The sequence below is a fragment of the Streptomyces sp. NPDC043853 genome (assembly GCF_056436025.1).
The window spans coordinates 271,798-298,703 of the sequence record NZ_JBWKDJ010000008.1 but is presented as its reverse complement, the minus strand read 5'-3'; the positions used below and the strand labels follow the sequence as shown (position 1 = coordinate 298,703).

The 26,906-nt window shown below is 71.7% G+C and carries 24 protein-coding genes; 15 read left to right on the top strand and 9 right to left on the bottom strand.

The window, feature by feature from the left end:
- The first annotated feature begins 287 nt into the window (after window positions 1-287).
- The 3 genes from AC067U_RS22730 (at window position 288) to AC067U_RS22720 (ending at window position 6,541) form a co-directional block, all read left to right on the top strand.
- Complete coding sequence (locus tag AC067U_RS22730; RefSeq protein ID WP_478831649.1) at window positions 288-2,126, top strand: AMP-dependent synthetase/ligase; 1,839 nt, start codon at window positions 288-290, stop codon at window positions 2,124-2,126.
- 306 nt (window positions 2,127-2,432) lie between these two features.
- Window positions 2,433-4,028: an alpha/beta hydrolase gene (locus tag AC067U_RS22725; protein WP_478831550.1), complete on the top strand. Its 1,596-nt coding sequence runs from the start codon at window positions 2,433-2,435 to the stop codon at window positions 4,026-4,028.
- A gap of 803 nt (window positions 4,029-4,831) precedes the next feature.
- Entirely contained in the window at window positions 4,832-6,541 is a 1,710-nt protein-coding gene (locus AC067U_RS22720; RefSeq protein WP_478831549.1) for a lytic transglycosylase domain-containing protein, read from the top strand.
- Between the two features lie 191 nt (window positions 6,542-6,732).
- Here AC067U_RS22720 and AC067U_RS22715 read toward each other — a convergent pair whose 3' ends face one another.
- Window positions 6,733-6,936: a cold-shock protein gene (locus AC067U_RS22715; RefSeq protein WP_027749613.1), complete on the bottom strand. Its 204-nt coding sequence runs from the start codon at window positions 6,934-6,936 to the stop codon at window positions 6,733-6,735.
- A gap of 237 nt (window positions 6,937-7,173) precedes the next feature.
- Here AC067U_RS22715 and AC067U_RS22710 point away from each other — a divergent pair, with 237 nt between their 5' ends.
- The 4 genes from AC067U_RS22710 to AC067U_RS22695 all read left to right on the top strand — a co-directional run bounded on the left by AC067U_RS22710 (window position 7,174) and on the right by AC067U_RS22695 (window position 12,228).
- On the top strand, window positions 7,174-8,028 hold the full coding sequence (locus tag AC067U_RS22710; protein ID WP_478831548.1) for a menaquinone biosynthetic enzyme MqnA/MqnD family protein: 855 nt from the start codon (window positions 7,174-7,176) through the stop codon (window positions 8,026-8,028).
- 287 nt (window positions 8,029-8,315) lie between these two features.
- Window positions 8,316-10,304: a serine/threonine-protein kinase gene (locus tag AC067U_RS22705; protein ID WP_478831547.1), complete on the top strand. Its 1,989-nt coding sequence runs from the start codon at window positions 8,316-8,318 to the stop codon at window positions 10,302-10,304.
- A 63-nt stretch (window positions 10,305-10,367) separates the two neighbouring features.
- Window positions 10,368-11,567 (top strand): cyclic dehypoxanthinyl futalosine synthase, encoded by a 1,200-nt coding sequence (gene mqnC, locus AC067U_RS22700; protein ID WP_478831546.1) that lies wholly within the window; start codon window positions 10,368-10,370, stop codon window positions 11,565-11,567.
- Window positions 11,568-11,577: 10 nt separating this feature from the next.
- On the top strand, window positions 11,578-12,228 hold the full coding sequence (locus tag AC067U_RS22695; RefSeq protein WP_478831545.1) for an imidazolonepropionase-like domain-containing protein: 651 nt from the start codon (window positions 11,578-11,580) through the stop codon (window positions 12,226-12,228).
- A gap of 55 nt (window positions 12,229-12,283) precedes the next feature.
- Here AC067U_RS22695 and AC067U_RS22690 read toward each other — a convergent pair whose 3' ends face one another.
- Window positions 12,284-13,138, bottom strand: a complete 855-nt coding sequence (locus tag AC067U_RS22690) for a DUF3152 domain-containing protein (protein ID WP_478831544.1) — start codon at window positions 13,136-13,138, stop codon at window positions 12,284-12,286.
- A gap of 205 nt (window positions 13,139-13,343) precedes the next feature.
- Here AC067U_RS22690 and AC067U_RS22685 point away from each other — a divergent pair, with 205 nt between their 5' ends.
- Window positions 13,344-14,093 carry a demethylmenaquinone methyltransferase gene (locus AC067U_RS22685; RefSeq protein WP_478831543.1) on the top strand — a complete coding sequence of 250 codons (750 nt, stop codon included), beginning with the start codon at window positions 13,344-13,346 and terminating at the stop codon, window positions 14,091-14,093.
- Window positions 14,093-15,004 carry a glutaminase gene (locus AC067U_RS22680; protein ID WP_478831542.1) on the top strand — a complete coding sequence of 304 codons (912 nt, stop codon included), beginning with the start codon at window positions 14,093-14,095 and terminating at the stop codon, window positions 15,002-15,004. Before AC067U_RS22685 ends, AC067U_RS22680 begins: the two co-directional genes overlap by 1 nt.
- 58 nt (window positions 15,005-15,062) lie before the next feature.
- Here the strand turns inward: AC067U_RS22680 and AC067U_RS22675 are convergent, their stop codons facing one another.
- The gene (locus AC067U_RS22675) at window positions 15,063-15,587 is read right to left on the bottom strand and encodes a GNAT family N-acetyltransferase (protein WP_478831648.1); all 525 of its coding nucleotides are present in this window, start codon (window positions 15,585-15,587) and stop codon (window positions 15,063-15,065) included.
- 102 nt (window positions 15,588-15,689) lie between these two features.
- Here AC067U_RS22675 and AC067U_RS22670 point away from each other — a divergent pair, with 102 nt between their 5' ends.
- Together AC067U_RS22670 and AC067U_RS22665 are read left to right on the top strand one after the other, a co-directional pair.
- Window positions 15,690-16,973: a geranylgeranyl reductase family protein gene (locus AC067U_RS22670; RefSeq protein WP_478831541.1), complete on the top strand. Its 1,284-nt coding sequence runs from the start codon at window positions 15,690-15,692 to the stop codon at window positions 16,971-16,973.
- 154 nt (window positions 16,974-17,127) lie between these two features.
- Window positions 17,128-18,015: a hypothetical protein gene (locus tag AC067U_RS22665; RefSeq protein WP_478831540.1), complete on the top strand. Its 888-nt coding sequence runs from the start codon at window positions 17,128-17,130 to the stop codon at window positions 18,013-18,015.
- An 88-nt stretch (window positions 18,016-18,103) separates the two neighbouring features.
- Here the strand turns inward: AC067U_RS22665 and AC067U_RS22660 are convergent, their stop codons facing one another.
- Window positions 18,104-18,544, bottom strand: a complete 441-nt coding sequence (locus AC067U_RS22660) for a hypothetical protein (protein ID WP_478831539.1) — start codon at window positions 18,542-18,544, stop codon at window positions 18,104-18,106.
- 225 nt (window positions 18,545-18,769) lie between these two features.
- Here AC067U_RS22660 and AC067U_RS22655 point away from each other — a divergent pair, with 225 nt between their 5' ends.
- A complete protein-coding gene (locus AC067U_RS22655) occupies window positions 18,770-19,186 on the top strand; it encodes a hypothetical protein (protein ID WP_478831538.1) in 417 nt (138 codons plus the stop codon).
- A 53-nt stretch (window positions 19,187-19,239) separates the two neighbouring features.
- Here the strand turns inward: AC067U_RS22655 and AC067U_RS22650 are convergent, their stop codons facing one another.
- The 4 genes from AC067U_RS22650 to AC067U_RS22635 form a co-directional block, all read right to left on the bottom strand.
- Window positions 19,240-20,490 (bottom strand): ABC transporter permease, encoded by a 1,251-nt coding sequence (locus AC067U_RS22650; RefSeq protein WP_478831647.1) that lies wholly within the window; start codon window positions 20,488-20,490, stop codon window positions 19,240-19,242.
- A gap of 8 nt (window positions 20,491-20,498) precedes the next feature.
- A complete protein-coding gene (locus AC067U_RS22645) occupies window positions 20,499-21,170 on the bottom strand; it encodes an ABC transporter ATP-binding protein (protein ID WP_478831646.1) in 672 nt (223 codons plus the stop codon).
- 113 nt (window positions 21,171-21,283) lie between these two features.
- Entirely contained in the window at window positions 21,284-22,792 is a 1,509-nt protein-coding gene (locus tag AC067U_RS22640) for a peptidoglycan-binding protein (protein WP_478831537.1), read from the bottom strand.
- Window positions 22,792-23,241 (bottom strand): hypothetical protein, encoded by a 450-nt coding sequence (locus tag AC067U_RS22635; protein WP_478831536.1) that lies wholly within the window; start codon window positions 23,239-23,241, stop codon window positions 22,792-22,794. Before AC067U_RS22635 ends, AC067U_RS22640 begins: the two co-directional genes overlap by 1 nt.
- A 203-nt stretch (window positions 23,242-23,444) precedes the next feature.
- Here AC067U_RS22635 and AC067U_RS22630 point away from each other — a divergent pair, with 203 nt between their 5' ends.
- Both AC067U_RS22630 and AC067U_RS22625 read left to right on the top strand, forming a co-directional pair.
- Complete coding sequence (locus tag AC067U_RS22630; protein WP_478831535.1) at window positions 23,445-23,843, top strand: hypothetical protein; 399 nt, start codon at window positions 23,445-23,447, stop codon at window positions 23,841-23,843.
- Window positions 23,843-24,805, top strand: coding sequence for a hypothetical protein (locus AC067U_RS22625; protein WP_478831534.1), 963 nt, complete (start codon window positions 23,843-23,845; stop codon window positions 24,803-24,805). Before AC067U_RS22630 ends, AC067U_RS22625 begins: the two co-directional genes overlap by 1 nt.
- A 115-nt stretch (window positions 24,806-24,920) precedes the next feature.
- On the opposite strand, the gene AC067U_RS22620 is transcribed toward AC067U_RS22625, so the two are convergent.
- A complete protein-coding gene (locus tag AC067U_RS22620) occupies window positions 24,921-25,745 on the bottom strand; it encodes a C40 family peptidase (RefSeq protein ID WP_478831533.1) in 825 nt (274 codons plus the stop codon).
- A gap of 786 nt (window positions 25,746-26,531) precedes the next feature.
- On the opposite strand from AC067U_RS22620, the gene AC067U_RS22615 reads away from it, so the two are divergent.
- Window positions 26,532-26,891, top strand: a complete 360-nt coding sequence (locus AC067U_RS22615) for an NADH-quinone oxidoreductase subunit A (protein ID WP_365105677.1) — start codon at window positions 26,532-26,534, stop codon at window positions 26,889-26,891.
- Window positions 26,892-26,906 lie beyond the last annotated feature (15 nt).

Below are 26,906 nucleotides of genomic sequence, written 5' to 3'. Positions count from 1 at the left end.
CCCTGTCCTGGGTCCCTGTCCCGGATCCCCGTCGGTGCCGTCCGGACGCGACCGTAATCGCTGGTTCCGGCAGATGTGTTCACGCCAAACGGTGGGGTGGCGGTTGCATGGGCGTGGATGCCGGGGCGTGGACCTCGCGTGGACGTGCCGTGGGTGAGCGGGGGGCATGGCGTGCACGTGCCGTAGGAGGGGTGTTCAGGGCGGGTTACGGGTACGTAGATTACCGGCGGTAACCCTCGTGTGCGGCGGGGGCGTGCCGGAGTGCAAGGAGGTCCGCCGTGGATGCCATGGCTGCAGAGCCCGTGAAGACCGTGCTCGGCGGTGTGGTCCGGGAGGCGGCGGTGCCCGCGCTGGCGCCGGTGCCCATGGCCGGATCACTCGGGGACATCCCCTACGACAACGACCGGGTGGCACCCGGCGAGGCCGTGCTCGCCCGCAAGCAGGAGGACGGCTCCTGGCGGGACGTGACCGCGGCCGAGTTCGCCGCCGAGGTCACCGCCGTGGCCAAGGGGCTGATCGCCGAAGGGCTGCAGCCCGGTGACCGGCTGGCCATCATGGCCCGCACCACCTACGAATGGACCCTGCTCGACTTCGCCGCCTGGGCCGCCGGACTGGTGACCGTACCGGTCTACCCCACCTCCTCGGCCCTCCAGACGCGCTTCATCCTCCAGGACTCGGGGGCCGTGGCCTGCATGGTCGAGGACACCGCACAGGCGCGGATGATCAGCGCGGACCGTGCCGACCTGCCCGGCCTGCTGCACCTGTGGGCCTTCGACACCGGCGCCATCGGCCTGCTGGCCAGGGCCGGCGCGCACCTCCCCGACGCGCTCGTGCACGAGCGCCGCCGGGCCCGTACGCCCGAGTCCGTCGCCACGCTCGTCTACACCTCCGGCACCACCGGACGGCCCAAGGGCTGCGTGCTCACCCACGGCAACTTCTTCGCGGAGGTCGACAACGCGATCGAGCTGCTGCACCCCGTCTTCAAGGCCGCGAGCAAGGACCCGGCGTCCACCCTGCTCTTCCTGCCGCTCGCCCACGTCTTCGGACGGATGGTCGCCATCGGCTGCCTGCGCGCCCGGGTCAAGCTCGGCCACGCCCCCAGCATCGAGGGCGAGGACCTGCTGACGGACCTCGCGGGCTTCCGGCCGACCTTCCTGCTCGCCATCCCCTACGTCCTGGAGAAGGTCTACAACACCGCCCGCGCCACCGCCGAGAAGATGGGCCGCGCCTCCTCCTTCGACCGCGCGGCCAAGATCGCGCAGCGGTTCGGCGGGGCGGACGGGGGCGGCACCCCGGGCCTGGGGGCACGGGCCGCGCGGGCCCTGTACGAGCCGCTGGTCTACCGGCGGATCCGGGACGCGCTCGGCGGCCGCGTACGGTACGTGATCAGCGGCGGCTCCCCGCTCGGACGACGCCTCGCCGCGTTCTACACCGGCGCCGGGATCGAGGTCTTCGAGGGCTACGGGCTCACCGAGACCACCGGCGCCAGCACGGTCACCCCGCCCACACGGCCACGCCTGGGCACGGTGGGACGGCCGCTGCCCGGCACCGCCGTGCGGATCGCCGACGACGGGGAGGTGCTGCTCTACGGGCGGCACGTCTTCGCCGGCTACTGGAACGACCCCGAGCCCATGCCGGCCGGACAGTGGCTGGCCACCGGCGACATCGGGGAACTCGACGCCGACGGCTACCTCACCATCACCGGCCGCAAGAAGGACCTGATCATCACCTCCGGCGGCAAGAACATGGCGCCCGCACCCCTGGAGGACTGGCTGCGCGCCCACCCGCTGGTGGGCCAGTGCATGGTCTTCGGCGACAACCGCCCGTACATCACCGCACTGATCACCCTGGAGCCGGACGGACTCGCGCACTGGCGGCAGATGCGGCGCAAGGACGGCCTGTCGGCGGCGCGGCTCGCCCGGGACCCCGAGCTGCTGGCGGAGATCCAGCGGGCCGTGGACGAGGCGAACGAGCTGGTCTCGAAGGCGGAGTCGATCCGGCGCTTCACCATCCTGCCGGGCCAGTTCACCGAGACCCGCGGCCATCTGACCCCGTCGATGAAGATGCGCCGCGCGGCGATCGCCCGCGATTACGAGGAGGAGATCGAGGCCCTGTACGAAGGGTGACGCCGGCCGCGGCGCGGGCATGCCCCGGCGGCTTCGCGGCCGCGGTTCCCGTGGCGGCCGGCCCCGGCCGCGGTTGGGGCGGGCGCTGCCCGTGCCGGCCGGCCCCCGCCGCCGTGGGGGCGGGCGCGTCGGACCGCCCCGCCTGCCCACACCTCCGGCGGAGCCGCCGCGCACCTCGGCGGCGACTGCCCGCCTCGACTGCGACCGTCCGCCTCGGCCGGCGGTCGCTCATCGGGCTGGGGAGCAGACGCGGTGGGCGGAGCCTATGGTGGGTCGGAGGAGCGGGGGGCACCCGCGGGAGGTGCCGTGTACCTCTTTCGTTCCGCCGGCCGTTCGCGCGGCCGGGCCGTCGGCGCCGCGGCCGTGTGCTGCGCGCTGCTCGGCGGAGGGACGGGGACCGCCGCCGCGGTGCCCCCGCCGCCGGCCGTGCCCCGCCTGCACCAGGCGCAGGAGCAGCCGCGGATCCGGTGGGGCGAGTGCCCGGTGTCCCACGTGCCCGAGGACATGCGGTGCGGGGCGCTCAGCGTGCCGCTCGATCACGACCGCCCGAGGGGCGAGCGCATCACGCTGGCCGTGGCGGTGCTCCCCGCCACCGGGCAGCGGCGGCTCGGGGCCCTCGTGCTGAACTTCGGCGGCCCCGGCGCCCCCGGCATCGAGACGCTGGCCGCGTACGAGCACGAGTTCGCCGACCTCCGCGAGGAGTACGACCTCGCCACCTTCGACCCGCGCGGGGTCGGGCACAGCGAGCCCGTCAGCTGTGGCGGCTCGCTGGAGCCCGATGAGCCGGAGGACGAGACCGGTGGTCGCAGCGACGCCGCCGCGCAGCTCGCCGGGCTGCGCGCCGTCGCCGAGCGCTGCGCACGCCACTCCGGGCCGGTCCTCCGTTACATGGGGACCGTCCACGTGGCCCGCGACCTGGACCTCATACGCCAAGCCCTCGGCGAGCGGAAGCTCAACTACCTCGGCTTCTCCTACGGCACCCGGATCGGCGCCGCGTACGCCGCCCAGTACCCGCGGCGGACCGGCCGGATGGTCCTCGACGGGGTCGACACCATCTCCGAACCGCTCGCCGAGCAGGCCCTCGCCTCGGCGAAGGGCCAGCAGCAGGCCCTGGACAACTTCCTCGCCTGGTGCGCCCGCCAGACCGACTGCGTCTACGGGACCAACACCCGCACCGCCAGGGAGAAGGTCGGCGCGCTGGTGAACCGACTCGACCGGCACCCGCTGCCGGACGGCCACGGCTGGTACTTCACCGGCCAGGACGCGGTCGGCGCGATCGCCGTCGCCCTGTACTCGAAGGACAACTGGCCCGGCCTCGACCGGGGCCTGCGGATGGCCGAGCGCTACCGCGACCCGGGCGGTCTGCTGGACCTCGTCGGTGGCGGAGACGAGGACGAGGACGGTGACGGTGACGGTGAGGGCACACCGCCGGCCGAGGACGGCGTGCCCCAGGACAACGGACTGGCCGCCCTGGCCGCCGTCAACTGCGCCGACGATCCGGACCGGGACGACGGCAGGACCAGCCCCGATGCCCTGTGGCGGAAGGTCCTGAAGATGGAGGACGAGTTCCGGAACGCCTCGCCGGTCTTCGGCCCGGCCCAGCTGAGCACCGTGCTCTCCTGCTACGGCCGGCCGCGAGGCAGCGATTTCCTCCGGAGGATCGACCGGCCGCCGGGGCTTCCGCGGATGCTGCTGGTCGGCACCCGGGGCGACCCGGCGACCCCCTACCAGTGGACCGAGGAGACCGCCCGGCGGCTCGGCTCCGCGGCGGTGGTCCTGGACCACAAGGGCGACGGGCACACCGGCTACACGTCCTCGGCGTGCGTACGCGGCGAGGTGAACGACTTCCTCCTCGACGGCGATCTCCCGCGCGGTACGCGCGCTTGCCCGGCCGGCGAATAGCCCCTCTCCGGCGGTCGGACCCGCCGAAGGGGTAGGCGTTCCGCGGGTCGGCTCCGCCGGGGTGTGGGCAGGCGTTCCGCAGGGTCGTGCCCACCCTGCCCGTGGGGGTGCTGTTTCCCCTGGAGGTGTGGGCAGGCACCTCCGCCGGAGGTGTGGGCAGGCACCTCCGCCGGAGGTGTGGGCAGGCGTTCCGCAGGGCGGAACGGGTGGGCACACCGGAACGCCGCCCAGCGGGCAGCGCTCCCGCCCCACCGAAGCCATGGCGCGCTTTCGCCGCAGCGCCGCCCGGCCAGGGCGGTGGCTCCGCCGGACCCGACACCGCCAGGAGCGGAGCTCCGCCCGGACGGGGGTCCGAACCGCAGCCGGACCGGGGCCGGGGGTGGCTGCGCGAGCCCTCGCGGGACCGGGGTGCCGTGTGCCCACCCGTGCCGCCCTGCGGCACGACTGCCCACACGGCCGGCGGGACGGGTCCGGCCGCCCTGCCCCCACGGCGGCGGCCGAGGGGTCGGCGCGCCTGCGGTGGACCGGCTGCCCGTACAGCCGGGGCAGGCCGGGCTGCCCGCACCGCCGAGGGGCCGCAGCCGGGGCAGGCGCATCGTCGGCCGCCCCGCGGGGGCATGCGCATAACCGCCCCCAACAGGCATTGCGGGCACGCCGGATGGTCGGGGAGCGAGCCTCGGTCGGCCGGTACCGGCCGAGTTGGCGGGACGTCTGCCACAAACTGTCGGGGGGACGGCGAGTCGCGGTCGACCACCTGATAAACAGGGGATATTCACAGCTCGTCTTGGGGGGATCGCCGCACTGTGAAGCCTCTTCACCGACACCTAGTCAGCACCTCGCGCAAGGTGCTGTGCACGGCCGCGCTGGCGGCCAGTCTGACCACGGCCGCCGTGGTCACCAACGCTCCGGTCGCCGACGCCGGTGAGTCCGAGCCCACGCCGGACAGCCCGCAGGCCAACGACCGCGGCAACGCGCGCCTCGACCTGCCCGATCTGGTCGCCGACCCGCAGAAGCCGGGGGCCGGGAACACGCCCGGCACCGGCCAGGGGGGCGTCGGCATTCCCGCCACCGCGCTGGAGGCGTACCAGCGGGCGGAGACCGCGGTCAAGGCCGCCCTGCCCAACTGCAAACTGCCCTGGCAGCTGCTCGCCGGCATCGGCCGGGTCGAGTCGGTGCACGCCTCCGGCTACGGGCTGAAGGAGGACGGCTACACGACCAAGCCGATCCGCGGCCCCCGCCTGGACGGCAACGGCTTCGCCGAGATCAAGGACACCGACAAGGGCGAGTGGGACGCCGACCACGAGTACGACCGGGCCGTCGGCCCGATGCAGTTCATCCCCTCCACCTGGGCGACCTGGGGCGCCGACGGCAACGCCGACGGCAAGCGGGACCCGAACAACATCTACGACGCGGCGCTCGGCGCCGGCCTGTACCTGTGCGCCGGGGACAAGAACCTCTCGAACCCGCAGAGCCTCGACAGGGCGATCCTCAGCTACAACAAGTCGCGCGAGTACGTGAACACCGTGCTCGGCTGGATGAAGAAGTACCAGGACGACGGCACCGGCAGCGTGCCGAACCCGCCCGTCGGCGAGTACCCGACCCAGCCGCCGACCGCGCCGCTGCCGACCCCGCAGCAGCCGGCCCCGCCGTACACGCCCCCGGCCCACACGAAGCCGGAGAAGACCAAGCCGTCCAAGCCCGCCAAGCCCAAGCCGCCGGCCAAGCCGTCCAAGCCCAAGCCGCCGCCGGCCACCGTGCGCGGCCTGCAGGCGGTCGGCGACGCCACCCTGTCCGCCGAGGCCGGGACGGTCTTCCAGCCGTCCTCGAAGGTCAAGGCGGTCCTGAGCGACGGCAAGCCGGCCGTCCGCCAGGTCGTGGTCTTCGAGGTCGAGAAGGACACCACCGGCGGCACCGTCTTCGCCAAGGACGGCAAGACCCACCTCGTCGTCCAGACCGACAGCGAGGGCTTCGCCGCCGTCCCGAAGATCAAGGCGGGTCCGGAGGCCGGCACGTACACGCTGCGGGCCAAGCTCTACGGCACCCGGGTGTTCTCGGTGACCTTCGACGGCAAGGTCACCGAGAAGCCGGCGATCGCCCGGGTGGGGGACAAGCCGCTGGAGGTGCTCGCGGGCGCCAGCTTCCACGAGCAGAAGCTGCTGGTCACCGGCGCCGACGGCAAGCCGGTCCCCGGGGCCGTGCTGACCGCCGCCATGGTCGAGAAGAACGACAAGGGCGCGTGGGTGCCGGTCGCGAACGACGCGAAGGGCCCGTACTTCGAGGACAAGGACGGCAAGCAGCTCCGCACCCTGGAGCTGCCCGCCACCGACCAGGAGGGTCTGGTCACCCTGCCGTGGATCCTCACCAAGGGCCTCACCCCGCAGCAGCCGGTGACCTACCACCTTCGGGTGACCACCGCCGAGGGCCTCGAACTGATCCTCGACCTGAAGGTGACGCCGAACGAGGCCGGTGACGGCGGTGCGAGCGGCGAGGGCAGCGCGAGCAGCAAGGGCTGAACCCGACGAGGGCTGAACCCGGGCCGGGAAACACGTAAGGGCCGTGAGCACTGCTCACGGCCCTTCGTCGTGCCCCGGCGGCCCGAAGGCGTCGGGGCAAAGGGCAGGAGCCCCGGTGCCTCCGTTTTCACGGAAGCGTCGGGGCTCCTTGGGTACTGCTAGATCCAACCGCGATCGGCCGGTCCGGGCGATTAGGCCGGCGTGACGTTCTCGGCCTGCGGGCCCTTCGGGCCCTGCGTGACGTCGAAGTTGACCTGCTGGTTCTCCTCGAGGGAGCGGAAGCCGGTCGCGTTGATCGCGGAGTAGTGGACGAAGACATCCGGGCCGCCGCCGTCCTGGGCGATGAAGCCGAAGCCCTTTTCAGCGTTGAACCACTTCACGGTTCCGGTAGCCATGAGCCCTCCTATGGGCCAAAGGGTCGCCCTGCTCCAGAACCTGCTAAGAAGTCTGAAAACTACAAAAGCCTGCGGGTTACATGCTCCGCAGGCTCCGTACTGCAAGGGAAACCAAACTGCAACTTGCGGCGAGCCTAGCACGCACAGTCCTCGGGAGACCAGAGGGAAAGATCACGTCACCCGGACGTTTGAGACCCTGAGCGATGCTGACGCGGCCCCGGCGGCTAGTCTCGCGATGTGGACCCCTATCGCAGCCGGCCGCGGGTCGGCCACATTCAGTTCCTGAACTGCCTGCCGCTCTACTGGGGCCTGGCCCGGACCGGCACGCTGCTCGATCTGGAGCTGACCAAGGACACTCCCGAGAAACTCAGCAGGCTGCTGGTCGACGGGGAGCTGGACATGGGTCCGATCACCCTCGTGGAGTTCCTCAGGAACGCCGACGAGCTCGTAGCTTTTCCCGATCTCGCCGTGGGCTGCGACGGCCCCGTCATGTCCTGCGTGATCGTTTCGCAGGTGCCCCTGGACCGGCTCGACGGTGCCCGGGTCGCCCTCGGCTCCACCTCCCGTACGTCCGTCCGGCTGGCGCAGCTGCTGCTCGCCGAGCAGTACGGCGTACGACCCGATTACTTCACCTGCCCTCCCGACCTGGGGCTGATGATGCAGGAAGCGGAAGCGGCGGTGCTGATCGGGGACGCCGCACTGCGTGCATCACTGCACGATGCGCCCCGGCTCGGACTGGAGGTCCACGACCTCGGGCGGATGTGGAAGGAATGGACCGGGCTTCCGTTCGTCTTCGCGGTGTGGGCCACCCGCCGGGAATACCTGGAACGGGAACCGCTGGTGGTCGAGAAGGTGCACGAGGCCTTCCTCGCCTCCCGTGACCTGTCGCTGGAGGAGGTCACCAAGGTGGCCGAACAGGCCGCCCGCTGGGAGGCGTTCGACGCGGAGCTGCTGGAGCGCTACTTCACCACGCTCGACTTCCGGTTCGGTCCGGATCAGCTCGCGGGGGTAAGGGAATTCGCGCGTTTGACCGGGCCGACGACCGGCTTCCCGGCGGATGTGCGGGTGGAGCTGCTGAGCCGCAATCCGTAGGCTGCGTTAATTCTTCATATGTAATTCCATGGTTCGGCGTTCCATGGAATTTGCCGTTCCGCAGGGTCCGGCGTTTCGCTGGCGCGCGTGGGGGAGGAATTCCCCGGGCAGCCTTCGTACCGGCCGTCGGGGCCGTCGTCCGGGCGGCCGTCCGGGCGGCCGTCCGGGCCGTCGTCCGGGCCGTCGTCCCGGCCGCCCCGGTCGTCGCGCTGCCGCGTACCCGGGCGTGGCAGCCGGGGTGGCGCTACTGTGCCGGACGAGTGTCGTCGTACGGGGGAGGGGACGTCATGCAGCCGCTGGAGCCCGGGGAGCCGCGGACCATCGGGGCGTACCGGCTGCTGGGCAGACTCGGTGCGGGCGGAATGGGCCGGGTCTACCTGGGGCGCAGCGAGGGCGGCCGGACGGTCGCCGTGAAGATCGTGCACCCGCACTTCGCGTCTGACGACGAGTTCCGCGAGCGGTTCCGGCGCGAGGTCGCCGCCGCCCGGCGGGTCGGCGGCGAGTGGACGGCCCCGGTGCTGGACGCCGATCCCGAGGCCCCGGTGCCGTGGGTGGCCACCGGCTACGTGGCCGGACCCGGACTGGACCGGGCGGTGGCCTCGCACGGCCCGCTGCCCGGGGCGGCGGTGCGGGCGGTCGGGCTGGGGCTGGCGCGGGCGCTGGTGGCCGTGCACGGGTTGGGCCTGGTGCACCGGGACGTGAAGCCGTCGAACGTGCTGCTGACCCTGGACGGGCCCCGGCTGATCGACTTCGGGATCGCCCGGGCCACGGACGGCACGGCCTCGCTGACCTCGACCGGCGTCTCGATCGGCTCGCCCGGTTACATGTCGCCGGAACAGATCCTCGGCAAGGGCGTGACGGGTGCGGCGGACGTCTTCTCGCTGGGCGCGGTGCTGGTGTTCGCGGCGACCGGGCGGCCGCCGTTCAGTGGGGACAACTCCGCGACCCTCCTGTACAAGGTGGTGCACGAGGAGCCGGACCTGAGCGCGGTCCCGGTGGGCGGACTGCGCGAGCTGGCCGAGGCCTGCCTGGCCAAGGCGCCGGGCGACCGTCCGGCCCCGGCCGCCGTCGCGGCGGCCCTGGAGGACGCGCTCGCGGTGCCGGGCTGGCTGCCCGCGCCGCTGGTGGAGGAGGCGAGCCGGGCGGCGGTCCGGCTGCTCGACATGGACGCCCTCGACATGGACGCCCCCCACACCCCCGACGCCCCGGACGGCTCCGGCGCCTCCGGTGCCGTGGAGGGCGGTGCGGGGGCGTTCGGCCCCGCCGGGCCGGCTTCCGGGCCCGTCCCGTTCACGGCCGCGTCCCAGGGGTCTCAGGGGTCTCAGGGGTTCCAGGGAGGACCGGCCGCCGCCGGTGCGGTGTCCGGACCCACCCCCGGGTACGGCTACCCCGGCGCGGCCACCCCGACGTACGGCGGCCGGGCCGGAGCGGCGGAGTCCGTGGCGGGCGGATCCGCGGCCGGCTCCGGCGTGGGTCCCGGTACCGGATCGGGCACCGGTCCGGGTGCCGGGTTCGGCGCGCCCGACCCGTCGTACGGCGGGCAGGCCGGCGGCCCGTACGGGATGCCCACCCAGACCTCGGGCGGCGGCTCGGGCGGCGGCCCGTACGGACAGCCGGCCCCGACCTCCCCCGGCGAGGGCCGCCAGATGACCGTCCGGGCCGCCGGACGCCGGTACAGCTGCACGGTGGTCGTCGCCGCGGCCGCCGTGCTCGCCGCACTCGCCGGCGGGCTGTACGGAATGGGGATCCTGCCGGGCACCGGAGGGGACCGCCGGGACACGGCGAGCGGCAGCGACGGCCGGACCCCCTCCGGCACGCTTCCCGGGGCCGCCACCCGGGGGTCGGACACCGGGCCGACCGCTTCCCCCAAGGGCGGGCAGAGCGGCAGCCCGGCGCCCAGTGGCGCGGGGGCCCGGAAGGACGTGCCGCAGGCACTCGTCGGCACCTGGAAGGGCACCGTCACCACCTCCCGGTTCGGCGTCTCCTCCGCCTTCGAGATCACCATCCGGAAGGGAAAGGTCGGCGAGGTGGTCGGCCGTGACAAGTCCGTCCTCGACGTGATCGGCACCGACTGCAGCGGCGACTGGAAACTCGCCTCCGCCACCGACACCTCGCTCGTCCTCGACACCGCCGGCGGACCCAACCCGGCCCCCGGGATCTGTTCGGGCGGTTCCGCCGACGAGCGCTTCACCCTCAACCCGAACGGCACCCTGCACTACAAGTCCGGTGACGCGGCGGCCGGGAACCCGGAGGGAGACCTCACCCGCGTGCCTTGACAGCACTGGCGTAGGCTGGCCCGGTCCGGACCTCTTGACACACCGCCGAAGGGTGACGCACCGGTGACCGACCAGGCCGCTCTCCAGTCTGTCCTCGACCGTGCCGCCGAGGGGGGCCGGATCTCCGCGGAGGAGGCGCTCGACCTCTATCGCCACGCGCCGCTGCACGCGCTGGGCTCGGCCGCCGACGCCGTGCGCCGCCGCCGCTACGCGGGTACCGAGCACATCGCGACGTACATCATCGAGCGGAACATCAACTACACCAACGTCTGTGTGACGGCCTGCAAGTTCTGCGCCTTCTACGCGGCCCCGAAGGACACCAAGAAGGGCTGGACCCGGGACCTCGACGACATCCTGCGCCGCTGCGCGGAGACCGTGGAGCTCGGCGGCACCCAGATCATGTTCCAGGGCGGCCACCACCCCGACTTCGGCGTGGAGTACTACGAGGAGCACTTCTCCGCGATCAAGAAGGAGTTCCCGCAGCTGGTCATCCACTCCCTCGGCGCGTCCGAGGTGGAGCACATGGCCCGGATCTCCAAGGTGAGCGTGGAGGAGGCGATCCAGCGGATCCACGCCGCGGGTCTGGACTCCTTCGCGGGTGCCGGCGCCGAACTCCTGCCCGCCCGGCCGCGGAAGGCCATCGCCCCGCTCAAGGAGTCCGGCGAGCGCTGGCTGGAGATCATGGAGATCGCGCACGGCCTCGGCGTGGAGTCCACCTCCACCATGCTGATGGGCACCGGCGAGACCAACGCCGAGCGGATCGAGCACATCCGCATGATCCGTGACGTGCAGGACCGGTCGGGCGGCTTCCGGGCCTTCATCCCGTACACGTACCAGCCCGAGAACAACCACCTCAAGGGCCGCACCCAGGCGACGATCTTCGAGTACCTGCGGATGATCGCGGTCGCCCGGCTCTTCCTCGACAACGTCGCGCACATCCAGGGCTCCTGGCTGACCGTCGGCAAGGAGGCCGGACAGCTGTCGCTGCACTACGGCGCCGACGACCTGGGCTCGATCATGCTGGAGGAGAACGTGGTCTCCTCGGCCGGCGCCAAGCACCGCTCCAACCGGCACGAGATCATCGACCTGATCCGCAAGGCGGGCCGGGTGCCGGCACAGCGCTCCACCACGTACGAGCACCTCGCCGTGCACGAGGACCCGGCGAACGACCCGGCCGACCACCGCGTCGTCTCGCACATCTCCTCCATCGCCATCGAGGGCGGTACGGCCCACCCCGAGCTGAAGCTGATCCCCGCGAACTGAGCCGCCGCCGATGCTCACGCTGCACACCGCCGACCTGCTGGTGACCGCGGCCGGCGCCGCACCGCTGCCCGGCGGGGCGGTGCTGGTCGAAGGCGACCGGATCTCCCTGACCGGCCCGTACGAGGACCTGGCCGAGCGGTACCCGCACGCCCGGGCCCGGCGCTGGCCCGGGCTGCTCACGCCCGGGCTGCTGGTGCGGGCCGGCGAGGAGCTGCTGGAGCGCACGTACTACCCGGACGACCCGTACGAGATCACCGAACTCGGCGCGGAACCGATCACCGGGGCGGCGCTGGGCGACCTGAAGCTGACCGATGCCCGCTGGGGGCACAGTGCCCGGCGCGGCACGCAGCGGCTGCTGGCGCGGGGGGTGGTCGCGGTGGCGGCCCGCTTCACCGTCCCGGCGGTCCGCACGGCCGTGCTCCGCTCGGGCCTGACGGTCCTCCCGCCGGCTGCGCCGGCCGGGGGCGCCGGCGGGGCCTCGCTGGACCCGTTCGCGGGCCGCGCGGCGGCCGCCGAGGCCTACCACGGCACTCTGGAACCGGGCGCCCCGGCCCGCTTCGCCGCCTTCGCGGTCCCGGACGAGACCGCCCTCCTGTCGGAGGGCGCCACGACCTGCGTGGCCACGGTCATCAACGGCCGCCTCCTGCACCGCAGGCGCTGACCTCCCCCGGCGGGGTGGGGCGGGGTGCGGCCGTCCGCCCACGGAGGCGGGGCCGTCAGGGGACCGCAGGGCCCGAGAGGTACTTGCCGGTGCGGTCATAGGGCCAGGCGTTGGCCTTGCAGCCCTGCAGGCCCTTGAGCTGCTGCATCATCGCCGGGGCCGGCTTGCCCGGGCCGGGGCAGGTTTCGTGGCCGCGCCCTATCTCGTGGCCGACCTCGTGGTTGACGATCAGCGCCCGGTACTCCGAGACCGGCCCGTCGAACTGCGGCGAACCCTGCTGCCACCGCTTGAGGTTGACCACCACCGTGTGCCCCGCGCTGCAGTTGGTCTCGCCGACCAGCTCCGGCGTGGTCACCTCGCACAGCCGGTCGGTGGTCTGCGGCGTGGCGATCCGTACGGTGAAGTCCACCGTGCCCTGCGCGACGAGCTGGAAGCCGTACCGGTCGTCCCGGATCCAGCCCCGCCGGTCCGCGAGGATCGCGTCCACCTCGCGGGCGGCCTGGTCGGCGTCCAGGCCGGAGCCGTCCTCGACCTCCACCCGGTAGCGCCGGACGGTCCCGTTGCCGTGCTTCCCGGCGGAGACCTTGGCGGCGGTGAAGGTGCCCGGCCCGGAGCGCGGTACGTCGCTGCGGGAGGCCCGGCTCGGATCGGGAGCGGGCGTGGACGCCGCCGGCCGGGGTGCGGCGGACCGCGCCGGGTCCGGCGCGGCCGGTGCGGGGCGGAGGGCCGCCGGGGCCTTGTCCTCGTCCGCAGGCGGGTCCTGCCGCAGCACGAGCACCGCGACCGCGGCCACGCCGGCCACGCAGACCACCCCCAGGACCGTACGGCGGAGCCGTCTGCGGCGCTGGGAGCGGGCTCGCGACCGGGCGGCGCGGCGTTCCCCGCCACGTGTGGTGTGTGACTCGCGCATACATTCGCCGTCCGGAACCGGTCCGCTCGGCTTCCCCCTGGATCGTCGGTGCGGGTGCGGAACTGATGCACTATTCACCTTCGTAGATGCGTGAAGGAGGGGTCCAGGTTTCACCGGGGCCTGAAGTTCTCGTTCCGAACCGCCTGCCAGAATGGACCGGGCACCACCGACGCACCCGAACCGAGACGAGCGAGGCCGACCGCCAGTGACCCGCGCACACCTGGACAAGCAGCCGCACGAAGTCGCCTCGATGTTCGACGACGTGGCGGCGAACTACGACCTGACCAATGACGTCCTCTCGCTCGGGCAGGCCCGGCTGTGGCGCAAGGAGGTCGCCCGCGCCGTGGACGCCCGGCCCGCCCAGAAGGTGCTGGACCTGGCCGCCGGCACGGCCACCAGCTCCCTCCCGTTCGCGGCCGGCGGCGCGTACGTCGTCCCCTGCGACTTCTCCCTCGGCATGCTCCGCGAGGGCAAGCGCAAGCACCCGTGGCTGCCGCTGACCGCCGGCGACGCGACGAAGCTGCCGTTCCGCGACGACACCTTCGACACCGTCACGATCTCCTTCGGGCTGCGCAACGTCCAGGACACCGACGCCGCGCTGCGCGAGCTGTACCGGGTGACCAAGCCCGGCGGCAAGGTGGTCATCTGCGAGTTCTCGCAGCCGGTCTGGGGGCCGTTCCGGACCGTCTACACCGAGTACCTGATGCGCGCCCTGCCGCCGGTCGCCCGTGCCGTGTCCTCCAACCCGGACGCGTACGTCTACCTCGCCGAGTCCATCCGCGCCTGGCCCGACCAGCCCGAACTGGCCGGTCTGCTGCGGAAGGCCGGCTGGGGCCGGCCGGCCTGGCGGAACCTCAGCGGCGGCATCGTCGCCCTGCACCGGGCCTACAAGGCCGTCGAGGGCGGCCAGGGAACCGAGGGCGGTCAGGGAACCGAGGACGGCACGGGCGCGTAGTGGACTACCAGGCGCTGCTGGAGCGGATCGCCGGTGAGGTCGCACCGCTCGTCGGCAGCGGCACCCCCGCCGCCTACATCCCGGCTCTGGCCTCCGTGGACCCCGGCCGGTTCGGCATGGCCGTCGCCGACCTCGACGGCCGGGTGTACGGGGTGGGGGACTGGCGGGTGCCGTTCTCCGCGCAGTCCATCACCAAGGTGTTCGCGCTCGCCCTCGCGCTCGCCGAGGGCGGCGACAGCCTGTGGGAGCGGGTGGGCCGGGAGCCCTCCGGCAACCCCTTCAACTCGCTGGTGCAGCTGGAGTACGAGAACGGCATCCCGCGCAATCCGTTCATCAACGCGGGTGCGCTGGTGGTCACCGACCGGCTGCAGACCCTCACCGGTGACGCGAGCAGCGAGGTGCTCACCTTCCTCCGGGAGGAGAGCCAGAACGCGGAGCTCGGGTTCGACGCCGAGGTCGCGGCCTCCGAGCAGGAGCACGGCGACCGGAACGCCGCCGTCGCCCACTTCATGGCCTCGTACGGGAACATGGACAACCCGGTGCCGGCCCTGCTGGAGCACTACTTCTGGCAGTGCTCCATCGAGACCAGCTGCGCCGATCTGGCGCTCGCGAGCCGCTTCCTGGCCCGGCACGGGCTGCGCGCGGACGGCAGCCGGCTGCTGACCCGCAGCGAGGCCAAACAGATCAACGCCGTGATGATGACCTGCGGGACCTACGACGCGGCGGGCGAGTTCGCCTACCGCGTCGGGCTGCCCGGCAAGAGCGGGGTGGGCGGCGGCATCGTGGCCGTCGTCCCCGGCCGCTGCACGCTCGCCGTGTGGAGCCCCGGGCTGGACGCGCAGGGCAACAGCGTGGCGGGCGTGGCGGCGCTGGACCGCTTCACGACCCTGACCGGGCTGTCCGTCTTCTGACGCTCCCGTTCCCGGCGGACCGGGAGCGGGACCGGGACCGGGAACAGGAACGGGAGCGTCAGGAACCGCCGTTCAGGGCGAGCGCGTACCGGCGCCCTCTGCGGGCGCCGCCCGGCAGCGGAAACGTCTCCTCAAGGCTCATGCCCAGGCGTTCGGCCACCGCGATCGAGCGCTCGTTGGCCTCGTCGATCATCGCCACGACCCGCGGCAGCCCGGTCTGCCGCACCCGGTCCACGGTGGCCAGCGCGGCGGCGTACGCGTACCCCTTGCCCCAGTGCTCCCGCCCGAGCCGCCAGCCGATCTCTATCTCGCCGACCGGACCCCAGGCCTTCTCCGCCGGCCAAGGCTGCGCCCCGGTGAAGCCGACGACCTGCCCGTCCGAGTCGAGCAGGGTCCACAGGCAGTAGCCCAACCGCGCGTCGTGCAGCCGCTGGCGCGCGGTGAACTCCTCGTACGCCGAAAGCTCGGCGGGACCGCCCAGGAACTCCATGACGTCCGGGTCGTCGAAGACCCGGTGCCAGGCGTGGGCGTCCTCGTCGGTCGGCACGCGGAGGCTGACGGCCGGAAGCGGTGCGTTGGTCATCGTGCGGCCCTTCTCGGTGGTGATCACTGTTCGCTGCATAGACTGCCCATGTCCTGTGCCTTCGGCACGCAGAAGTTTCCAGCGCCCTCGGGAGATCCCGCAGTGACCGAGCCCCTCTCCGAACACACCGCGGATGTGATCGTCGTCGGGGCAGGTCCCGCCGGCGCCACCACCGCCTACTACCTCGCCAAGTCGGGCCTCGACGTCCTGCTGCTGGAGAAGACGGCGTTCCCGCGCGAGAAGGTCTGCGGTGACGGTCTGACCCCGCGCGCCACCAAGCAGCTGGTGGCCATGGGCATCGACATCTCCGAAGAGGCCGGCTGGCTGCGGAACAAGGGCCTGCGGATCATCGGCGGCGGGCAGCGGCTCCAGCTGGACTGGCCGGAGCTGGCCTCGTTCCCCGACTACGGACTCGTGCGCAAGCGCGACGACTTCGACGAGACGCTGGCCCGGCAGGCGCAGAAGGCGGGCGCCCGGCTGTACGAGCGCTGCAACGTCGGCGAGCCGATCCGCGACCCGCGCACCGGGCACATCACGGGCGTGCACGCCAAGCTCGGCGAGGAGAAGACGGCCGTCACCTTCCACGCCCCGCTGGTGGTCGCCGCCGACGGCAACTCCTCCCGGCTGTCGCTGGCCATGGGCCTGCACCGGCGCGAGGACCGCCCGATGGGCGTGGCCGTCCGCACGTACTTCACCTCGCCGCGGCACGACGACGACTACCTGGAGTCCTGGCTGGAGCTGTGGGACCGGCGCGGCCCGCAGGACCGGCTGCTGCCCGGCTACGGCTGGATCTTCGGCATGGGCGACGGCACCTCCAACGTGGGCCTGGGCATCCTCAACTCCTCCTCCGCCTTCCGCGAGCTGGACTGGCGCGAGGTGCTCAAGGCCTGGTGCGCGTCCATGCCGGCGGACTGGGGCTACACCCCGGAGAACATGACCCAGCCGATCCGCGGCGCGGCCCTGCCGATGGCCTTCAACCGGCAGCCGCACTACACCAAGGGCCTGCTGCTGGTCGGTGACGCGGGCGGCCTGGTCAACCCGTTCAACGGCGAGGGCATCGCCTATGCGATGGAGTCCGGGAAGATCGCGGCCGACGTGATCGTGCAGGCGCACGCCCGCGCGACCCCGGCGCAGCGGGAGCTGGCGCTGCACAGCTACCCCAAGGTCCTCAAGGAGACCTACGGCGGCTACTACTCCCTCGGCCGCGCCTTCGTGAAGCTGATCGGCAACCCGAAGGTGATGAAGGTCGCCACGCAGCGCGGTCTGACCCACCCGGTGCTGATGCGGTTCACGCTGAAGATGCTGGCGAACCTGACCGACCCGGCGGGCGGCGACGCCATGGACCGGATCATCAACGGCCTGTCGAAGGTGGCCCCGCGCGCCTGACGCGCACGGCCGACGGCTGACGTATGCCCGCCCGAGGCGGTGAACCGCCTCGGGCCGCACACCTGTTGCCCTTTATGCACCCCTCTTGGCAGACTCGCGCCGATCGCTTTTGATCTTCGTTTCTTCACGGGGGGTACACACAGTGGAATTCCGCATGCCCGCACGCGCCGCCGTAGGCGCGGCCGCCGCGCTCACCATCGCCGCCCTCGCGGTCCCGCTCGCCATCGCCGGCACCGCTCAGGCCGCCGTCATGCCGACGGCCGAGTTCATGTGGGCCGGGGACTCGGGCGACGGCCAGACCGACAGGCAGGTCTGGTACGGGCCGGTCTTCAACGACAAGATCGACGTCACGGCCTCCGCCGACCACCGCAGCCTGCGGGTCACGGTCACCCGCCCCGGCGACTCCTGGACCATGGACCTGGCGGCGCCGGCCGGCCAGACCCTGGCGCCGGGCTCGTACGCGAACGCGGTGAAGACGCCGGAGATGCCGGGCGTGGTCCTGGACCAGCCCAGCATGTTCGTCAACGGCTACCTCGGCGGCTGCAACTCCCTCACCGGCGGCTTCACGATCAAGGAGCTGGAGTTCGGCGAGGGCACCGCGGTCAAGAAGATCGACCTCTCCTACGCGCAGGACTGCGACGACCGCGACGAGCTCAGGGGCTACCTGACGGCCACGAACGTGGCCCCGCCGAAGCCGGTCGCCCTGACCATGACGGTCAACGCGGGCGGCAAGCTGTCCAAGGACGGCAAGGCCACCGTGAACGGCACGCTCACCTGCACCAAGCCGGTGAAGGTCGACGTCGGAGGCTCGGCGAAGCAGGAGCAGCCGAAGTTCGTCCAGGGCTACATCCGCACCCAGGTGAACTGCGTCCCGGGCAAGACCTTCACCTGGACCTCGCCGGTCACGGTGCACACCCCCGAGACGGGCACGCCGTTCATCAAGTCCGAGCGGCTCGCGGTCTTCGGCTGGGTCTCCACCACCGACCCGGACACCAAGCAGTACGTCTCGGTCAGCGCCGACAAGTGGGTGAACCTGCGCTGACGGGTCCGGATGACCCCTGACGGGGCCCGGCCGGGTGACCGGCCGGGCCCCGTCGGCCTTTTCACTCGTTGTTGCTGTGCTTCTTGGCCTAGTCGCTCCGGCACTCCTGCAGCGCGTCAGAATGCTGCCTCTTCAAGTCGCCCATCTGCTCGGCGGTCAACGGTGCCGTCCCGGTGGTCGGATTGACGTCGGGAACCCAGGTCAGTCCTTGCCGGCGCAGGCAGTCGACCCAACGCTGTTCCTCGGCAAGCTGCTCGGCGCCGACAGGCTCCACGGGGGGCAGCAGAGGAGCGCATTCCTTCGAGGCCGCGTCGATCTGTTCCGGCGGTTCGGTTTTGGCCAGTTTAGGCGTCCCATTGTCCGTGTATTCCACGGTGAGGCCCTGCTCTTTGAGACAGCCGTAGTACTTGATTTCGGCCGCCGACGGCGAAGGGCTGTCACTCGCCTTGGGCTCTGAATCGCCGGAGCAGCCGCTCAGGGCCAGGGTCGCGGCAAATGCCAGCGGAATGCACAGCCGGATGCGTATCACGATGCTTCCCCGATGTTTGGTCTTGGGCTCCCGTTCTGTTCGGGAGAGGTGCCACGGTCTCGCCCACCACGGGGTCCGGATGTTATTCACGGGACTTGCGCAACGTCAAGGTGACCAAAAATCAAGGTTGTTGAGTCCACTATCCGGAATGACCCTTTACTTCAGTCGGGTTCTGAACCTTAGATTCGACCGTCCCGAAAGGCGTTTACTGGAAGGGAACATTCCATGGACAAGAAGCTTCGGGTGTGGGCGGTCGGCGCTCTCGTTCCGGCACTCAGTGCGGCCGCACTTCTCCTCTCCGGCAGTCCCGCGATGGCCATCAACAAGGACGGCTACCTGGAAAAGGACGAGTTCGGCCTCTACTACAGCACCAACCGCACGGGGTGCGTGTTCGACCTCGGAAAGGAGGACATGAACTTCAGCGACAACAAGTTCTGGGGACCGTCCGGCTACGCCGGCTACCAGCGCATCACCAACGACAACACCGAGTCCTACTGGAACCGGGACGTCTTCACGTGGAAGGTCGGTACGGACAAGGACATGGACGGCCAGGTCGGCACATTGCCCGAAGGCCACATCGGCAACGCATCCGCCACGTTCAAGAACAAGATCAGCTCCGCCGACTACATCCTCGGCACCTGACACGGGGCGCACACCGACCGGCCCTCCGCCGAGATCCGGTGGGCAGGCCCGGATCAGCGGCGGAGGGCCTCCGCCGGCTCGATCCGGGCCGCCCGCCAGGCCGGGTAGAGGCCGGCCAGCAGGCCGGTGAGCAGGCCCACGAGGGGGGCACCCGCCACCGTGACGGGGTGGAGCACCGGGGTCCAGTCCCGGACCACCGCCACCGCGACCACCGTCAGCTCGCCCAGTGAGGTCCCCACCAGTCCGCCGAGCGCACCCAGCGCGGCGGACTCGGTCAGGAACTGCCCGGCCACATGCCGGCCCCGGGCCCCCAGCGCCCGCCGCAGGCCGATCTCCCCGGTCCGCTCCAGGACCGCGACCAGCGTGGTGTTGGCGATCCCGACCGCCCCGATCACCAGGCAGATCCCGGCGAGCAGCAGGAACAGCGCGCTCAGGTCCGAGGTGACGCTCGCCCGCAGCATCCGCGGATCCGGCGGCGGCACGGCCTTCAAGTACTCGGGGTGGTCGGGCCGCAGGGCGACCGGCGCCAGTTCGGCCACCTGCCGCGCCGCCCCCAGATCGGTGGCGATCAGCATCCGCGCCTCGGTAGGGCCGGGCGGCCCCCAAAGGTCCTCGGCGGTGGCCTTCGGGACCAGGACGGACATCAGGTGCTCGGGCTGCCGGCGTACGTCCCCGATGATCCCGGCCACGGTGAACGGCTGGTCGCCGATGAACACGGCCGGGCGGGTGGACAGGGAGCCGATGCCGAGGCGGTCGGCGAGCCCGCCGCCGATCAGCACGACCCGCTGCCGGCTCTGCTCGGCGAAGGCGTCGTACAGCCGGCCCTCCCGCAGGGTCGGGACCATCGCGGCGACGGCGCCCGGAGAGGCGGCGAAGACGGTGGAGCCGGTACCGGAGGCCGGCCCGGCTGCGGTGCCGGTCTCGGGCGGCACCGTGCCGACGGCGGCGGCCGAGGCGGCGCGGACCTGCCACAGGACGCCGGCCTGCTCGATACCGGCCACCGCCCGCAGCCGCTCCTCCGCGTCGGCGGGGAAGCCGGGCCCGGCGAACTCGTCCTGCTGTCCGGCCACGTCCTCGATGGTCACTTCCGTGGCGCTCAGCACGTTGAACCTGCCGTCGATCTGCGCCGAGATGGTGCCCGTCAGGCCGAGCACGGCGACGAAACTGCCCACGCCCAGCACCGTGCCGAGCGCGGTCAGCGCGGCGCGGCCGGGCCGGCGCAGCATCCCGGCCACGGCCTCGGAGAGCGCGTCGCGGAGCCTGAGCCGGGTGGGCGGTATCCGTTCGCTGGTCGGGTCCTTCATCCGTGCTCTCACCCGGTCTCTCCCAGCAGGCCGTCCCGGATGGTGACGGTCCGCTGTCCGCGTGCGGCGACCTCGGCGTCGTGCGTGATGACCAGTACGGTCATGCCCGCGCCGTGGAGCGCGTCCAGCAGGGCCAGCACCGAGGCGGCGTTGGCGGAGTCCAGGTTGCCGGTCGGTTCGTCGCAGAGCAGCAGCGAGGGCCGGCCGACCAGGGCCCGGGCGATCGCCACCCGCTGGCGTTCACCGCCGGAGAGCCGCCCGGGCACGGCGCCCGCGCGGTGGCCCAGGCCGACCTGTTCCAGGGCCTCGCGGGCACGGCCGATGCGCTCGGCGCGCGGGACTTGGGTGTAGAGCATGGCGAGGGAGACGTTCTCCAGGGCGCTGCGGTGGGGCAGCAGGTGGAAGGACTGGAACACGAAGCCGATACGGCGCCCGCGCAGCGCGGTGCGGTCCCGGTCGGCGAGGGTGCCGGTGTCGATGCCGTCGAGCAGGTAGCGCCCCCGGGTGGGGGAGTCGAGGAGCCCGGCGACGTTGAGGAAGGTGGACTTCCCGGAGCCGGACGGGCCGACGACGGTGATGAACTCGCCCCGGTGGACGGTCAGATCACACGGTTTGAGGGCGTCGACGGGCGGGGGGCCCGGATAGCGGAGGCCGACTTGCTCGAAGCGGATGACCGGCACGGCGTCGGTCTCGGTGTCGGTGTCGGCGTTGGTTTCGGCATCAGCCTCGGGGTCGGCGTCGCCCGACACGGCCGGCAGGGCTTCCGGGCCGCCCGGCCCGCGCCGCCACGGGCTCAACGTCCGCCTCCCGGGGGCGCTTCGCCGGTGGTGCCGATGACCACCTTGGCGCCGGGTGTGAGGGCGTCCGCCCGCTCGGTGGTGACGGCCACGTACCCGTCGCCGCTCGTGCCGGTACGGACCCCGACCCGCTGCTGGGAACCGTCCGCACCCACCACGGTGACCACGGTCTTGCCGTCGGCGCCCGCGGACACCGCGGTGACCGGCACCACCAGCGCTTCCCCGTCGGTGGCCGCGGACTCGATGGTCAGCCGCACGTCCTGGCCGGTGAAGGACGCGGGGAGCGCCTGGTCGGGCCGGACCAGCATCCGGTACCCCACGCCCGCCGGGGGGCCCGCGGCTCCGCCCGAGGAGGAGTCCTGTCCGCCCCCGCCGTCCTTGCCGTCGCCGGAGCCCCCCGGGGCCCCGCCCCGGTCCTGCTGCCCGGTGGACCGCTCGGAGGCGACGAGGGACACCTTGGCACGGATGTCCTGGCCGGCCGCCTCGGAGGAGATCAACGCCGGCATCCCGGGGCGCAGCAGCTGCTTCTTGTCCTCGGGGAGGTACGCCTCGACGACCAGGTCCCCGGAGGACAGGGTGAGGACCGGGCCGGACACCGCGGCCCCCAGCCGGGTGCCGACCGAGCTGACCCGGGCCGGGAACGAGCCGAGGAACACCGTCTCCGCGGCCGGCAGCGTCGGCCCGTCGGCGGCCTCGGCGGCGGCCAGTGCCGCGCGTGCGTCGGTGAGTTGCCGGCGGGCGCGGGCCAGTTCCCGTCCGCCGTCCGGCGAGGCCGGAGCCGTGGCTCCGGACCCCTTCTCCGGGGTGGTTCCGTCCTTGTCCCCGGTGCCGGGCTTGGCCTCGGTGCCGGGCTTGGCGGCGTCCTCGACGGCCCACTCGGCGGACCGTACGGCCTCCCGGGCCTGCTTGAGCGCGGCTCCGCCGTCGGGGACGGCGGGCAGCGGCTCGTACCCGATGGCCCGGTAGCGGGTGGTGAGCGCCGCCTTCGTCCCGGGGCCGAAGGTGCCCTTGGGGTCACGGCCGGTGCCGTGGCCGAGCTCGCGCAGTGCCTGCTGGAGCTGGGCGACGTCGTCGCCGGTGGCGCCCGGCTTCAGGTCGCGGTAGACCGGGAGCCCGCCCTTGAGGGCGAACACGGGCCGCCCGGAGACCTCGGCCAGCAGCTGACCGGCCTTGACCTCGTCGCCCGCCTTCAGCGGCAGCTTGGTCACCACGGCCGCGCCCGCGCCATCCCCGCCCCCGCCGCCCTGCGGGGACACGGCGACGGTCTGGCCCGCGATGACGGTGCCCCGCATGACCACGGTCTCGGCCAGCACGCGGTGCTCGACGGTGGCGGTCAGCGCCTGCTGCGCGGGCGGCCGGCTCTCCGCCGCGACCTGCGCGGGCGACTTCACCACGAACGTGGCGAGCAGCCCGCCCACGGCCATCAGCCCGGCCCCGGCCACCACCCCGAAGACGACCCGCCGCCCGCGGACGAGCGTGGCGCCACCCTGATCCTTCTCCGCCACTAGCCCTTGCCCTGCCGGCATTTCGCGAGGGCGTCCACGTGCTTGGTCTTGAGCTCGCCGGCCTGCTCGCTGCTCAGCGTGTCGAACTCGCCGGAGACCGGATTAGGGTCCGGGAACCAGGAAATTCCCTCGGCACGCATGCACTCGGTGTGTCTCCGAGCAGCGGAGAGTTCCGCGGCGGTGGCGCGCCGCTCGGCCGGCTTGGGCTGCAGTGAGGCGCATTCCTTTTGCGCCACCACGATTTTCTCCGCGGGGTCCGTTTTCTCCAAACGCGGGCTTCCGCCTTCGGAGGTTCCTACCTTCAGTCCCTGTTTCTCCAGGCAGTCGTAGTACGCGATTTCCTCGGCGGATGGCGGAGGGCTGTCCTTGGCGGACGGCTCTTTCTCCCCGCTGCAGGCCGTGACCGGCAGGAACAGGGCCACCAGTAGGGTGCCGAGATATTTGCGCATTACAGCCCTTCGGGTACGGGGGAGCGTGAGCCTCCGGATGTTAATCAGAGGCCTTACGGAGCGTCAAGTTCCGCAAGACTGCCTTAAGTTACCGGTCCGGAATGTGGAACCGCCTTTACTTTCCGTCGGATCTGATTCTTAGATTCAACCGGATCGGAAAGATCATTACTGGAGGGGAACATTCCGTGAATAAAAAGCTTCGTGTGCGCATGGCTGCCGCGGTCGTACCGGCCATGGCTGCGGCCGCTCTTCTCGCCGCCGGCGGCACTGCGGCGGCGTACGGCAAGGACGGCTACCTGGAAAACCAGGAGTTCGGCCTGTACTACCTCACCGACCGCGGCGGCTGCGTGTTCGACCTGATCAAGGAGGACTACAACTTCAGCGACAACACGTTCACCGGCCCGGCCGGCTGCCACGGCCGCACCGACACCACCAACGACAACACCGAGTCCTACTGGAACCGGGACGTCCTCACCTGGAAGGTGGCCACGGACAAGGACCTCGGCGGCAACGTCGGCACGATCCCCGAGGGCTACATCGGCAACGCTTCGGCGACCTACAAGAACAGGATCAGCTCCGCCGACTACATCCTCGGCACCTGATGGCGGGGCAGGGCCGCAGCATCCCCGTGGCCGCCGTGGCACTCGCCGCGGCCCTGCTGGCGTCGGGCTGCGGCACGGACGGAGGTGGCGGCAAGCAGGGTGGGAAAGAGCCCGGGCTCGGCCCCGTCGCCCAGAACCCGGCCACGTCCTCCCTCGCGTTCCCCATGGACGCGTTCACGGACTCCGATGCCGATGTCATCCGCATGGCCCGGGTCCAGGACCGGCTGACCGCGCAGTGCATGACCCGGTTCGGTTTCGCGTACGAGGGCTCCGCCTCGACAACGGCCCCCGCGGGCGCCGATGACCGTCACCGCTACCTGTTCGGACTGGCCGACCCGGTCCACGCCGCCCGGTACGGCTACGACAAGAACGCCGGAGTCGAGCGCACCAGGCCCGCCCGGCCGACGCTCAGCGACAGCGCCACCGTCGTCCTGCAGGGCTTGCGCTCCGGTGAGAACGCGGGGAGCCGCCCTGATCCGCTGACGCAGGAAGAGGCGGACAAGACCGACAGCGGGATCGACGTCGGAGGCAAGAAGGTCCCGGCGGGAGGCTGCGTCCGGGAGGGCTACCGCAAGCTGTACGCCCCGACCAAGGACAGTGTGGACCTGCTGTTCGCGTTCGGGCTGTCCTCCGAGGCGCACGAGCGGTCGAGGAGCGACTCGCGGGTCAAGGCCGTCCTCGGGAAGTGGTCGGACTGCATGGCCAAAGCCGGCTACTCGGGCATCCCGACCCCCTACGACGTAGTCGAGAAGCTGGGCCTGACCGACGACAAGGGCGGCCCGAAGGCGGTCGCAGTCGCGGTCAAGGACGTCGCCTGCAAGCGCGAGGTGAACCTCGTCGGCGTCTGGGCGGCGGTGGAGAAGGCGTACCAGGAGCAGTTGGCCGAGGAGCACGCCCAGACGCTCGCGCTCTACAAGAAGCAGCGCGACGCCCGGTTCAAGCTGGCCGCCTCCATGTCCTGAGGCGGCTCAGGCGGCATACGCGGCGTACGCGCACGAAGGGCCGGCACTCCCGAGCGGGGGAGTGCCGGCCCTTCGCCGTGTCCCGGAGGACGGTGTCCCGGAGGACGGAGGACGACTAGAGCACGCGGACCGCGCCCGTGGGGCGGTCGTAGCTCAGCGAGCGCTCCACGATGCCCGTGCGCGGGTTCTGGGCGCCGACGAACTTGCCGCCGCCGACGTAGATGGCCACGTGGTACGCGCTGCCCTTGGAACCCCAGTACAGGACGTCGCCCGGCTGCAGGTTGCTCAGCGAGACGGAGCGGCCGGCCAGCGACTGGGACTGGGAGGTGCGGGACAGGGAGATGCCGGCCTGGCGGTAGGCGGCCTGCACCAGACCCGAGCAGTCGTAGGCGGAGGGGCCGGTGGAGCCCATCACGTACGCCTTGCCGACCTGGGCGCGGGCGAAGTTCACGATGGCGGCGGCGGAGCCGGTGGCCACGGACTTCGTCGGGGTCTCGCCGTTGTTGACCGTCGTCTTCAGCGTCAGCGAGGAGCGGCCGTCGTTGCGGGTCGCGCGCTCGGCGGCGGCCTTGCGCTCGGCCTCGGCCTTGGCCTTCTTCTCGGCGTCGGCCTTCTTCTGGGCCGCTTCCTTGGCCTGCTTCGCCTGGGCGGCGGCGCCGGTCCGGGCGCTCTCCTCCTGAGCGGTCAGCTCGCCCTCGACGGCGGCCGCGCGGGAGTTGTCGGCGGCGGCGGTGACGGCGGAGGCGATCTCGGAGCCGAGGTCCAGGTCCAGGACCGGCATCTCGAGGGTCTCGGGCGACGGCTCGACCGGCGTTGCGCTCGCCGTGCCGGCCATCGCCAGGGTGCTGAGCACGCCACCGGCAACTCCGGCGCGGACCGCGAGCTTCGAAGCGCTGCGACGGGGCTTCCGGTGGCTGGGTATGTGAGCGGTATGGGACATGAGTACAACGGCTATCAGGGCTCCAGGGGTCCCTTCAAGAAACGTGGCTTGCGCCACAGTTGTGGCACAAGCGGCCTGAACCAGGCGTTCCGGAAGCCTTATTGACGCCGTAACGGGCGAATCGGACAGTGGCTCATAAGGCTGTGATCAAGGCGTTTCTTTGATTTGTCCTATTTGATCTAGCGCCTACCATCCATGCGCACAGATGGCCAAGCCCTCTTTCCCGGACGCGGAGCGGGCGTGACGCAGGTCACAGCGCGGTCACGGTTGGGTGGAGCCTTGAGTGTCATTTCCGGCCGGGCCGGGCCGGTCGCGCCCGCACCCCCCGTGCGGCGACGGGGTTCGTGAACCGACGCACGCACCGGAGTGCCCCGTGGGAGCCGCCCCGTGCGTCCACTTCCGTACCCCCCGCCTCCCCCGGCCGGGCGATGCGAGTTCCCTTATCACGCCACCGGCCGTGCTGCCAATTTGCGTGCAGGGGCCAATGTTTGGTAGTGCGGCAGCCTCTCTACCTGCGGTAACCGGCCCCGATGTCACCTCTGGTGATCATGTGGGTGCTTCGCGTACGAAGATCACCACTCATCGGACTTCATGATCGTTCGTCAGGTGGTGGAGATCACAAACTCGGTCTTGCAACCCGTGTCGCAGATCACAGAGGAGCGGGCATAGGATGCGCAGCAGTCCGGCTTGTGAACTGCCTCACATGTACGCGATCTTCGCGAGGCGGGACACGCGCGCCGGGTACAGCGGTCCAACGGTCAAGGACGACTGGAAGGAGCGAGGAGCGTGAATGCCTACACGCCCATCCTCGTACTCGGCGCACTGGGCGCAGGGTTTGCGATCTTCTCCGTGGTCATGGCCACGCTGATCGGCCCCAAGCGGTACAACCGGGCCAAGCTCGAAGCGTACGAGTGCGGCATCGAGCCGACTCCGCTGCCGGCCGGCGGCGGTCGCTTCCCCATCAAGTACTACCTGACGGCGATGCTCTTCATCGTCTTCGACATCGAGATCGTCTTCCTCTACCCCTGGGCCGTCACCTTCGACGCCCTGGGGATCTTCGGGCTCGTCGAGATGCTGCTCTTCGTGCTCACCGTCTTCGTCGCCTACGCGTACGTCTGGCGGCGGGGCGGCCTGGAATGGGACTGAGGGGCTGAGTTTTCC